Annotated in this window: 8 protein-coding genes and 1 tRNA gene; 3 read left to right on the plus strand and 6 right to left on the minus strand. The window is 68.3% G+C overall.

The genetic code is table 11. The features are described 5' to 3' along the window. Positions 1-34 precede the first annotated feature (34 nt). From IEV96_RS04890 to IEV96_RS04905, 4 genes are all read right to left on the minus strand, one after another. On the minus strand, positions 35-2866 hold the full coding sequence (locus IEV96_RS04890) for a metallophosphoesterase (RefSeq protein ID WP_188509553.1): 2832 nt from the start codon (positions 2864-2866) through the stop codon (positions 35-37). 53 nt (positions 2867-2919) lie between these two features. After that, a complete protein-coding gene (locus IEV96_RS04895) occupies positions 2920-4443 on the minus strand; it encodes an Ig-like domain-containing protein (RefSeq protein ID WP_188509554.1) in 1524 nt (507 codons plus the stop codon). 215 nt (positions 4444-4658) lie between these two features. Beyond that, positions 4659-4880, minus strand: a complete 222-nt coding sequence (locus IEV96_RS04900) for a hypothetical protein (protein ID WP_188509555.1) — start codon at positions 4878-4880, stop codon at positions 4659-4661. A gap of 134 nt (positions 4881-5014) precedes the next feature. Continuing rightward, positions 5015-5087 (minus strand) — tRNA-Val (locus IEV96_RS04905). Between the two features lie 57 nt (positions 5088-5144). Here IEV96_RS04905 and IEV96_RS04910 point away from each other — a divergent pair. Next, entirely contained in the window at positions 5145-5837 is a 693-nt protein-coding gene (locus IEV96_RS04910; RefSeq protein ID WP_229733051.1) for a DUF1345 domain-containing protein, read from the plus strand. Between the two features lie 307 nt (positions 5838-6144). Here IEV96_RS04910 and IEV96_RS04915 read toward each other — a convergent pair whose 3' ends face one another. Next, positions 6145-7404 (minus strand): M18 family aminopeptidase, encoded by a 1260-nt coding sequence (locus IEV96_RS04915; protein WP_188509556.1) that lies wholly within the window; start codon positions 7402-7404, stop codon positions 6145-6147. A gap of 40 nt (positions 7405-7444) precedes the next feature. Further along, positions 7445-7924, minus strand: a complete 480-nt coding sequence (locus IEV96_RS04920) for a peroxiredoxin (protein WP_188509557.1) — start codon at positions 7922-7924, stop codon at positions 7445-7447. Positions 7925-8142: 218 nt separating this feature from the next. Here IEV96_RS04920 and aceE point away from each other — a divergent pair, with 218 nt between their 5' ends. Then, entirely contained in the window at positions 8143-10869 is a 2727-nt protein-coding gene (gene aceE / locus IEV96_RS04925; protein ID WP_188509558.1) for a pyruvate dehydrogenase (acetyl-transferring), homodimeric type, read from the plus strand. Positions 10870-10871: 2 nt separating this feature from the next. Next, positions 10872-12062 carry a PucR family transcriptional regulator gene (locus IEV96_RS04930; RefSeq protein WP_229733053.1) on the plus strand — a complete coding sequence of 397 codons (1191 nt, stop codon included), beginning with the start codon at positions 10872-10874 and terminating at the stop codon, positions 12060-12062. The last annotated feature ends 140 nt before the right edge of the window (positions 12063-12202 follow it).

Below are 12202 nucleotides of genomic sequence, written 5' to 3' on the forward strand. Positions count from 1 at the left end.
GCAGCAGTGCGTCCCCGGTCGCCGTGCGCGGCGCCTAGTGGGCGCGACGCGTGCCGCGGGCGCGGAGGATCCCGCCGATGATGAGCGCGGCCGCGGCCACGAGGAGCGTCCCGAAGATCGACACACCCGTGTAGGCGAGCACGCCGACCGCGGCCGACGGGGAGACGGCCGCGGGCCGGGTGCCCGCCGTTCCCGTCTGGTTTGCGCCGGGGGTGCCAGGAACCGCCGCGATCGGATCGCCGATCGGCGTGACGACGGGCCCGTCGCCGACGGCCGCCACGACGCTGACGCGCTGCCAACCGAGCACCGCGCCGGTGGACGAGTAGACCGCGATGCGGTGTTCGCCCGTGGGGAGGCTCGAGGGCGTGACGACCCGGACCGTCGAATCCGCGCCGATCCTCGCCGCGCCGAGCGCGGTGGGAGTCGAGAAGGCGAACACGTAGCCGGTCTGGCCCTCGTATCCCGCGGGCACGGTGATCGTCAGCGCGTCACCCGCGGTGAACGGGTTCGGGGTGACCGTCACGTCGCCCTCGAGGCTGGCGAGGAGGTCGGCGTCGGACGGCGTCCAGGCGCTGCTCTCGCCGATCACCAGCACCGCCTGGCGCGCGCTGCCGTCGCGGGTGCCGATGGACTGCACGAAGGTCAGGCCGTACGACCCCGAGCCGGTGAGCGGAGCGTCGAGGCGCACCGTCCAGGAACCGTCGGCCGCGACATCCGCCCTGCCGACAATCGCTCCCTCGCGTTCGACGCGCACCGAGGCGCCCGCGAGACCCTTGCCGGTGAACGTCGTTATGCTCGCGTCGGACGGGTAGACACCGCCGAGGTCGGTGGTCACCTCGAAGTTCGGCCCGGTGGCGTCGATGTCGAGCCGGTTGTAGAGGAACTGGCTCGAGGCGAGGGCGTGGTCGACGATTCGTGTCTCGCCGACGCAGCCGTTCCAGCCGTGCTCGACCTCGGAGTCCCAGGTCGATGCGCCGATGATCCACGGCATGAAGTCGGAGGCCATCATGCCCCCGACCTTCGAGGCGTTGCGCAGCACGGGCACACCGTCGACATACATGATGGCGGTGTCGGCGACGGGGTTGTTGACGATGGCGACGTGATGCCAGGCGCTCTGCATGATCTCGCCCGACCACAGCGTGTAGCTGTTGCCCGAGTCGGAGTCGGCCGCCGAGTACTGGTATTCGCGCAGGTTGGAGATACCCAACCAGGACACACCGGCGCCCGCGTCGGAACTGTCGTTGATGCCGGCCCACTCGCGCGAGCCGCCGCGGGTGAGCGCCGCACTCCAACGGTTGGCGGTCTCCGTCCATTCGGCGTCGAGCTGCAGGAACGTCTCGATGGTGTAGCCGTCGGCGGCGTCGAGGTCGGCGAACGTGGCGGGGGCGCCGTACTCGGTCGTGATGTACGACAGGCGGTCGGGACCCGTCGTGTTCCTGGTCGCGTCGGTGAAGCAGACGGCCCCGGCGTCGGCGGAGTAGTGCGCCGCATTGGCGTGGGTCACGTTGACGTCCTCGAGCTTCTCGGGTGAGTCGGTCGTGTCGATCGCGTTGCGGTACATCGGGCTCGAGCCGGCGATGTCGGGGATGACGGTCGTCTCGTCGACCACGCCCTCCGGAACGCCGCCGAAGCGCCAGTGGGCTACCGTGCCGTCGACCTTGACGTAGTCGTTCGCGGCTCCGGCAGCAGCACGCACGTCGCCCGCACCGTCACCGACCCAGCCCTTCGACACGATCGTCTTGGCGAGCTCGGAGAGGTCCGCGCCGTCCTCCTGCGTCGCATCCGTTTTCCAGCCGAAACGGCCGTCGAAATCGAAGGCGAAACTGAACGACTGGTTCGGTCCCGTCAACACCGGGGTGTCGGACGAGGCGCGCGAGTCGGCGTCCTTCACCGTGACCCAGGGCGAGACCGATTCGACGTCGATCCTCTGGTTGGTCAGGTCGAACTCGAACAGCGTCATGATGCCGTTGCCGCCGTCGGCCGCCATCTGGTAGTCGGTCAGGATCTGGTGCACGGGGTGGCCGAAGTCGTTCGTGCGCGTCTGCTGGGTGGACCCGTGGAAGTGGCCGTTGACCGTCAGCATGATCTGGTCGTTCTTGCGGATGAGCGTGTCCCAGAGCAGGTCGCCCCACCACCACGGTGCGGGCGAGGCCTGGTCTTCGGCGATGTTGATGATGGCGTGCGAGGAGAGCACGACCGGCACGTTCTTGTGCTGGTTCAGAATGCCCTGCGCCCAGGCGAAGGTGTCGTCCGACGCGTTCCAGGCGATCGCGAGCGACATCCAGGTGTGCCCCTCGGCCTCGAACAGGTACGCCGATGAGAGGCCGTCCTGGAAGGTGCCGAGCAGGGTGCTGCCGGTCTTCGAGGCCTGGGCGGCCATCGCCGTGGCGCCGAAGCGGGCGCGGTAGTTGGCGGAGATGCCCGTCGACGAGCGCGCGTTCATGTCGGACACGTCGTGGTTGCCCGGGATCACCGAGTAGGGGACGTCGCCGGCGGTGAGGATGTCCATCGCCTTGTCGGCGGCCTCCCACTCACCCGTGACGCCCTGCTGGTCGACGACGTCGCCCACGTGCACGGCGAAGGGCATGTTCAGTTCGTCCTGGTTCTCGACGATCCACTTTGTCTGCACCTCGAACGGGTTCGTCCCGTACTTCGGATAGAACTGCGAGGCGCTGTAGCGCGAGTAGAACTGGGTGTCGGGGATGACGGGGAGGACGAAGCTCGACCGCTGGTCGACCTGCGGCGTCTCGGGCGTCGCCGCGGTGGCGAGGCCGGCGCCGGCGGTCGCCAGGCCGAGGGCCACGGCGGTGCTGATCGAGGCGGCGAGTGCCCGACGCAGGGTGCGTGAGCGGGAGTGGGATGTCATGGGGTTTCCTCGTGAGAATGCGCTGCGAAAAGTGGGGGTACGACGAGCCGCGGTCAGCGGGTCGGGGCGAGCTCGGGGCCGTAGACCTCGAACTCGGAGAGGGACATCCAGGTGGCGGTCGACTTGACCGAGAAGACGACGCGCGCGCCCGTGGCGAGCACGGGGGCGCTGTCCACGGTCAGCTCGAGCTTCGGCGTGGTGTTGACGTACGGCCAGACCGTGTTCGTGGCTGGCAGGTCGACCCACCCGCCGGTCAGGTTGCGGTACTGCACCGTGGCGGTGCCCACGTTGAGCTTGGCGTCGGTGCCGCGGTCGAAGACGGCGGCGCCGGTGATCTGGCGCGGCTGGTCGAAGAAGTACATGACCTTGTTCGTGGTGACCCGGTTGGTCGCTCCCCCGCTTCTCCAGTCGGAGAATCCGGCGCGATCGCGGTTGCCGTCGTTGAGGGCGGCGCCTTCACCGAAGAACGCACCGAAGTGCACGCCGGCGCCGCGGGCGATGTTCACGTTCGCCGTCGCGACGATCGTGACGACGAGCTTGGCCGTGAAGCCGGTGCCCGCGGTCGCCGGCACGGTGAAGGTACCCGCCCGCGCTGTCGTGTCGTCGGTGATGCCGGCCCAGTCCCACGTGACGGGCGCCGAGACCGTGCTGGTGGAACCGGAGACCGTGCGCTGCACGCGCGTCGGTTCGAGCATGCGCAGCTGCTTCACGGTGATTCCCGCGTGCCCGCTGATGGTCGCGTCGACGGCGGCCCCGAGGGAGCCGACGGTGTAGCTGGCCGTGAGCGGCACGGCTTCACCGAAGTACCCCGTGCCCGTTCCGTTGACGGTGACCGTGCCATCGATGGCCCACACCGCAGGGTCGGGCATGGTCCAGACGATCGACGTGAGGGGCGCCGTCGTACCCCAGCTGTACTTCGCGGTGCGTGACGTCGGAGGCGTGGGGGTGACGCCGGTGTCGGTGCGGCCGGAGAAGGACTCCACCTCGGGCGTGAGCGAACGCATCAGCCACTTCTGCACGGCGGCCGTGCCCGCGTCGTAGGTCTGGATCTGCGAGCCGTCGTCCGTCTTCCAGTCGTACATGTCGAGGGCTGCCGTGCGGCCGCTCGGGTCTTTCTGCACATTCTGCAGGTAGACCGCTCCGCCGCCCGCATCCACGGCCGTCCACTGGGCGTACGGGTTCTGGGCGGCGGCACTGATGCCCGCGGTCGACGTGCTGAGGTACCGGAAGTTCAGAGAGTCATTCGCCTCCCGCACGAGAACCTCGCCGACGGTGTTGGCGAACACGTAGGTGGCGGTCTTTCCCAACACGGGGTAGGCGGTGACCGCCTGGGCCGACAGCGCGGCCGGTGCCGTCGCGCGCGCGAAGATCGCGGCGGCGGCGGTCACGGCGTTGTCCGGACCGGTCGTCTGGGCCAGATCGTTGCCTATTTCGAGCACCTTGCCCGCCGCGTGCACGTTCTCGATCAGGAAGCGCTCGGGTGCGCCGACGCCCTCGGGCTCCGTGACCGCCAGGGCCGGCGGCACGGGAACGGTGGTCGACACAGCGAGCATCAGCGCGAAGGCGCCGGTGATCACGGTCAGGTTTCTCAGTGTTTGGGTAGTGGTTCGCATCCGCAATCTCGTCCGTCTCGGGGCGCGCTCGATGTGCGGGCCGAGAGGGAGGCTACGGTCGGCAGGTTGTGGACGCTGACGCGACAGTTACGAAGAACTGAACGCGTCTGGACGTTTTGGCGTTCTGCCCGGCGGACACGAAAAAGCCCCCGGCATGCCGGGGGCTCTCGCTGTGCGCGCTACTCTTCGTCGCGCAGGTCGATCGAGTCGGGGTCGATCGTTCCCTCGTGGAGTTCGGGCTCGGCTTCGAGCGGCTCGGACCCGGTGGCGCCGGCGTAGTGGCCGGTGTCGATCACGGTCTCGCCCGCCACCGCGTCGTTCGTCACGGTCTGCTTGTCAATCGCAGGGTCGGTGAAGACGTCGTCGTTCTCTTCCACTCGGCCGCTGGTTGCATCGCTCATGGTGTTCTCCTGTTGCTCGTGATGGATGGTGGCTTCGTCCACACCATCACCCGATGCCCCTCGGCACAAGCCGTCTCGGACATCGGCGTCATCGGCTAACAAAAAAGCCCCCGCCAGAGCGGGGGCTTTCACTGTGGGCCCTACCGGGCTCGAACCGATGACATCCACGGTGTAAACGTGGCGCTCTACCAACTGAGCTAAAGGCCCGTCAATTCGCGCGGGGCGAAACAACGAATCTCCATAGTACGACATACACTCGGGCCCGTGAGCCCCACCCCAGAGCGCGCCGCGCGCGCCGAACACCGTTGGCCGGCGGTGGCGGCTCTCCTCGTCGCCATCGTCCTGTACGCCCTGCTGCCGAGCAGCTTTCTGCCCGAGCTGCGTTACACGGCGGTGGCGATCGCCGCGCTGATGTTCATCCCGTTGATCGCGGTGAACCCGCTGCGCTTCCACCGGCAGACGAAGTGGTCGCGTCGGTTATCGGTCGGCCAGGTGCTGTTTCTCGGAGCGGCCAACCTCGTCGCGCTCGTGCAGCTCGTCTACGAGCTCGTGCACGCCGACAAGAGCGACGGTCCGGGACTGCTGCTCGCCGCCGCGCAGGTCTGGATCACCAACGTGATCGTGTTCGCGCTCATCTACTGGGAAATGGACCGCGGCGGCCCCGTCACCCGCACCCAAGCGAAGCGAACGGATCTGCCGCGGGCCGACTTCCGCTTCCCGCAGGACGAAGACCACGACGCCGTGCGGGAGGTCGCCGTGAGGTCGTCGAACACCTCGGACTGGACAGCGAGTTACGTCGACTACCTGTACTTCTCGGCGTCGAACTCGATGGCGTTCAGCCCGACCGACGCCATGCCGCTCTCGCACCGGGCGAAACTGCTGATGCTGATCGAGTCGTTCGCCGGGTTCGTGATCCTGGCACTCGTCATCGCTCGAGCGGTCTCGCTGCTCGGCTAGGCTGCGGCCGGTTGGGCGGCGGTCGGCTGGGCGGCAGTCGGCTGGGCGGCAGTCACTCCGAGCGCAATTCAGGCAGAAAAACCGGTGGGCGGATGCTCGTGGCCGAGTTTCCGCGGATCCGCACGATCGCGCCCCGTGGCATCCGAGATCCTGCCTGAGTTGCGGCGGTGGCGGGGTGCGGGCCCGGCTGGCTGGCGGGCGGGCGGGCGGCGGGCGGGCCGGCGGTAGTGCACTTGCGGCGGGTGCGACGCGGCCCCGACCCGCCACAAGTGCACTACCGCCGCACCGGTAGCTCTGCCGTGCTCGACTAGGCCTGCTGGAACGCCGTGAGCGCCGCGGCGAGGTCGGCGGGGTCGCCCACCGCGCACAGCTCGCGCGCGGAGTGCATCGACAGCAGCGGGATGCCGACGTCGACCGTGCGGATGCCGAGCCTGGTCGCCGTGAGCGGGCCGATCGTCGACCCGCAGGGCACGGCGTTGTTGGAGACGAACTCCTGGTACGCGACACCGGCCGAAGCGCAGGCACGAGCCCACTCGGCGGCGCCGCGCGCGTCGGTGGCGTAGCGCTGCTTGGCGTTGATCTTGAGCAGCGGGCCGCGCCCCATCACCGGCTTGTTCGCGGGGTCGTGGCGCTCGGCGTAGTTCGGGTGCACGGAGTGTCCGGCGTCGGCGGAGAAGCACCAGGAGGCGGCGAACGCCCGCAGCCTCTGCGATGCGGTGGCGCCGAGGCCGTCGCCGATGCGGGCGAGCACGTCGGCCAGGAATGGGCCGGCGGCACCGGAACGCGTCTCCGAGCCCACCTCCTCGTGGTCGAAGGCGGCGAACACCGACACGTGGTCGGCGGCCAGCGGCGTGGCGATGACCGCCGCGAGTCCGGCGTGCACGGAGACCAGGTTGTCCATGCGTCCGGCCGCGAAGAACGCTCCGTCGAGGCCGAAGACGGCCCCGGGTGCGGTATCCGCGACGGAGATGTCGTACCCCGCGACATCCGACGCCCGGATGCCGGCCAACCCCGCAAGGTGTCCGACGACATCGCCGGTCGACAGGTCGCCCAGCCCGTAGACCGGGTTGAGGTGCTGCTGCGGGTCGAGCCGCAGTCCCTCGTTCACCGCGCGGTCGAGGTGCACGGCGAGCTGCGGGATGCGCAGGAACGGGCCCGTGCGTACGAGGTGTTCGTCCCCGTCGAGCGTGACGAGGCGCCCGGCGAACTCGAGCTCGCGGTCGAGCCACGAGTTGAACAGCGGCCCGCCGTAGACCTCGACGCCGGCCTGCAGGAAACCGTGCGCGGCCGTGCTCGGCTTCGGCTTGAGCTTGAAACCGGGCGAGTCGGTGTGCGTGCCGACGATGCGGAACGGGGTCTGGCCGGCCGCGCCCTCGGGCTGCACCCAGGCGATGACGGCACCGTCGCGCACGACGAACCGCTTCCCGGCCTCGGCTGGCCACTCCTCCGTCTCGTCGAGGCGCGAGAAACCGGCGGCTTCGAGGCGGCGGGCACATTCGTCCGCGGCGTGGAACGAGGAGGGCGAGGCGGCGATGAATGCCGCGAGGTCGCCGAGATGATCGGTCATACGACCATTCAAGCAGTCCGGATGACCCGAGGCCGGTCTATCAGGCGTGGACCGGAACCGGCACGATCTCTTCGAGGGCGGCGCGGTACTCCTCGATCGAACGCGGCTCGCCCGGCGCGGTGATGAAGCTCGCGCGGATGATGCCATTGATGTCGATGAGGAAGGTCGCGCGGTTCGCGTAGCCCTTCTCCTCGAGGAACACGCCGTACTCCTTGGCGACGGCGCCGTGCGGCCAGAAGTCGGCCAGCAGGGTGAAGTCGTAGCCCTCGGCCTCGGCGAACGCGCGGAGCGTCGCCTTGGAGTCGGCGGAGATGCCGATCAGCTCGACGCCGTTGCTCTTGAACATGGCGAGGTTCTCGCTCAGTCCGCAGAGCTCGCTGGTGCAGGTCGAGGAGAAGGCGAGGGGGAAGAAGACCAGTGCGACCGGCTTCTTTCCCTTGAATTCTCCGAGTCGAACGTGCTCGCCGAACTGGTTGGCGAGTTCAAAGTCGGGTGCCTGGGTGTCGTTCTCCAGAGCCATGATTGCGTCCTTTCGTGCCCGGCTAACAACGTCGAGCAAACACGATTGGTTATCCTACGCTCGCTCCAGCCAAATGCGCAGATTGACGCAATTGCGCGTGCCAGCCGGAACCTCTCGCGATGCATAGAATGTTCTGGCGTAGTCCTACAAAACCGGCAGCGTAATCCTTGCTCGACGGCGGCTCGCACGATCTGACTCAACCCAGGAAGAGGTCAACGGTGACGGTTAACGACCAGGATCCATACTCGGTGAACAACATCGACGGAGACCCTGAGGAGACCGCCGAGTGGCAAGAATCACTCGACGCCCTCGTCGAAGCTCACGGACACCAGCGTGCTCGCGAGATCATGCTGAGCCTTCTCAAGCGTTCCAAGGAACTCCACCTGGGCGTGCCGATGGTGCCGACGACGGACTACCTCAACACGATCGCACCCGAGAACGAGCCCGAGTTCCCGGGCAACGAAGACCTCGAACGCCGCTACCGCGCCTGGATCCGCTGGAACGCGGCGATCACGGTGCACCGCGCGCAGCGCCCCGGCATCGGTGTCGGCGGCCATATCTCGACCTACGCGTCATCCGCAGCTCTGTATGAGGTCGGACACAACCACTTCTTCCGCGGCCACGACGCGCCCGGCGGCGCCGACCAGGTGTTCTACCAGGGTCACGCCTCCCCCGGCATGTACGCCCGCGCCTTCCTCGAGGGACGCCTGTCGACCGACCAGCTCGACGGCTTCCGCCAGGAGAAGTCGCACTTCACCGGCGGCCTCTCGAGCTACCCGCACCCCCGCCTTATGCCCGACTTCTGGCAGTTCCCGACCGTGTCGATGGGCCTCGGCCCGATCAACGCGATCTACCAGGCGCAGGCGAACCGCTACCTCACCAACCGCGGCATCAGAGACGCCTCGGACCAGCAGGTCTGGGCGTTCCTGGGCGACGGCGAGATGGACGAGGTCGAGAGCCGCGGCGCCCTGCAGTGGGCCGCCAACGAGGGTCTCGACAACCTCAACTTCGTCATCAACGCGAACCTGCAGCGCCTCGACGGGCCCGTGCGCGGAAACGGCAAGATCATCCAGGAGCTGGAGAGCTTCTTCCGCGGTGCCGGCTGGAACGTCATCAAGGTGGTCTGGGGCCGCGAGTGGGACGACCTGCTCAAGAACGACACCGAGGGCGCCCTGCGCGACCTGATGAACCGCACCCCCGACGGCGACTACCAGACCTACAAGGCCGAGAGCGGCGCCTACGTGCGCGAGAACTTCTTCGGTCGCGACCCCCGCACGCTCGAGATGGTCAAGGACTACTCCGACGAGCAGATCTGGAACCTCAAGCGCGGCGGCCACGACTACCGCAAGGTCTACGCGGCCTTCAAGGCGGCGACCGAGCACAAGGGCCAGCCGACCGTCATCATCGCGAAGACGGTCAAGGGCTACGGCCTCGGCCCGTCGTTCGAGGGCCGCAACGCGACCCACCAGATGAAGAAGCTGACGCTCGACAACCTCAAGCAGTTCCGCGACGAGATGCGCATCCCGATCACCGACGCGGCCCTCGAAGAGAACCCGTACCAGCCGCCGTACTACACCCCCGGTGAGAACGACGAGGCGATCCAGTACATGCACGAGCGCCGCCGCGCGCTCGGCGGCTACCTGCCCGAGCGCCGGTCGAAGTACACCCAGATCGCCCTCCCAGAGGAGTCGGCCTGGGACATCGCGAAGAAGGGTTCGGGCAAGCAGGAGATCGCCACCACCATGGCGTTCGCCAGACTGCTGAAAGACATGCTGCGCGCCAAGGACTTCGGCCACCGCATCGTGCCGATCATCCCCGACGAGGCACGCACCTTCGGCATGGACGCGTACTTCCCGACCGCCAAGATCTACAACCCGAACGGGCAGAACTACACGTCGGTCGACCGCGAACAGCTGCTCGCCTACAAGGAAAGCCCGCAGGGCCAGATCGTGCACGTCGGCATCAACGAGGCGGGCGCCTTCTCGGCGTTCACCGCGGCCGGAACCTCGTACGCGACGAACGGCGAGCCGCTCATCCCGGTCTACGTCTTCTACTCGATGTTCGGCTTCCAGCGCACCGGCGACGCCATGTGGGCAGCCGGCGACCAGATGGCCCGCGGGTTCATCATGGGCGCCACCGCGGGACGCACGACACTGACCGGCGAAGGCCTGCAGCACGCCGACGGTCACTCGCTGCTGCTCGCCTCGACCAACCCCGCCGTGGTGTCCTACGACCCCGCCTACGGCTACGAGATCGGCGCGATCGTCAAGGCCGGCCTCGAGCGCATGTACGGCGGAACGCACCCCGACCCGAACGTCATGTACTACATCACGCTCTACAACGAGCCGCTGCAGCAGCCCGCCGTCCCCGAGAACTTCGACGAGGAGGGCGCCCTCCGCGGCCTCTACCTGCTGAAGACCGGTGAGACCGAGGGTCCGAAGGTCCAGCTGCTGGCCTCCGGTGTCGCGGTTCCGTGGGCGCTCGAGGCCCAGCACCTGCTCGCGCAGGACTGGGGTGTCTCGGCGGACGTCTGGTCGGTCACCTCGTGGACCGAGCTGCGTCGCGAGGGCCTCGCGGCCGAGGAACACAACTTCCTCTACCCGAAGGAGGAGCGCTGGATCCCCTATGTGACGAGCAAGCTGTCGCGCACCCAGGGTCCGTTCATCGCGACGACCGACTACATGCACGCCGTTCCCGACCAGATCCGCCAGTTCGTTCCCGGCGACTTTGCGACGCTCGGCGCCGACGACTTCGGTTTCAGCGACACCCGCGCCGCGGCACGCCGCTACTTCAAGATCGACGGTCCCTCCATGGTCGTGCGCGCGCTCGAATCGCTCGTGCGCCGCGGCGAGATGGACTCCTCGGTTCCGGCCGAGGCGATCGAGAAGTACCGCCTGCTCGACGTCAACGCCGGCACCACCGGCAACGCCGGCGGCGAAAGCTAACGGTGGCCGTCACCCCCAAGACGAAGGAGCAGACGCTCGCCTGGCTGCGCACCATTTCCGGTGAACTGTCCACGGCGACGCTGAAGCGGCTGGACGACACGCTGCCCTGGTATGGCGACATGCCACCGGGGCGGCGGTCGGCCGTCGGTCTCGTCGCCCAGGCGGGCATCACCTCCTTCATCAGCTGGTTCGAAGACCCGAAGTCGACCCCGTGGATCGCCGCGGACGTCTTCGGGGCGGCCCCGCGCGAGCTGCTGCGTTCGGTGTCGCTGCAGCAGACTCTGCAACTGATCCGCATCACCGTCGAGGTCGTCGAGGCGCGCATCGGCCTCGGCGACGACGTGCTGCGCGAGGCGATCCTGCTCTACTCCCGCGAGATCGCGTTCGCGTCGGCCGACGTGTACGCGCGCGCCGCGGAAGCCCGTGGCCTCTGGGACGCGCGCCTCGAGGCGCTCGTCGTCGACTCGATTCTCAGCGGAGAGTACGACAACGAGCTGCCGAGCCGCATCGCCGCCCTCGGCTGGAACGGCCACGGCGAGGTCTGCGTGCTCGTCGGCACCACGCCGCGCATCCTCGACGTCGACCAGCTGCGCCGCACCGCGCGCCACCTCGACGCCGACGTGCTCATCGGCGTGCAGGGCAACCGTCTGGTTCTCGTGATCGGACGCTCCACCCCGATCGCGGACGAGACGGATGCCGCGACCCGGATGCCCTTCATCGAGATCGCCTCGCAGCTCGAACCCGGCTTCGGCCCCGGACACCTCGTGCTCGGTCACGAGGTCTCCACGCTCGTCGACGCGTCGAAGAGCGCGAAGGCCGCCCTCGCCGGGTTCGCCGTCGCCCGGGCCTGGCGCAACGCCCCGCGCCCGACACTCGCCGACGACCTGCTGCCCGAGCGCGCGTTCGCGGGCGACCCGCTGGCCCGTTCCACCCTCATCAACCGCATCTACCGCCCGCTGCAGCAGCACTCCACCGAGCTGTTGTCGACGCTGTGGTGCTACCTCGACAACGGCCGGTCGCTCGAGGCGACGGCGCGCGAACTCTTCGTGCACCCGAACACCGTGCGCTACCGTCTCAAGCGCATCAGCGAGGTCATCGGCTGGGACGCCACGGGTGCCCGCGAGGCGCTCATCCTGCAGTCCGCTCTCATCATCGGGTCGATCGCGGAACCCGACGCGGCCCGCAAGCGCTGAGCCGAGTCATCCGCCCGGTCCTCTGCGTACCAAATGCAGGAGATTGTCGCTCGAGTCACACTTTGAGTGCGATCGGCGGGCCTGTTTGCCGAAATCTCCTGCATTTGGTGCGGTCGGAGCGGGCGGGTGGCAGCATCTAC

Origin of the sequence: Conyzicola nivalis, assembly GCF_014639655.1 — a bacterium.
GTDB classification, from domain to species: domain Bacteria; phylum Actinomycetota; class Actinomycetes; order Actinomycetales; family Microbacteriaceae; genus Conyzicola; species Conyzicola nivalis.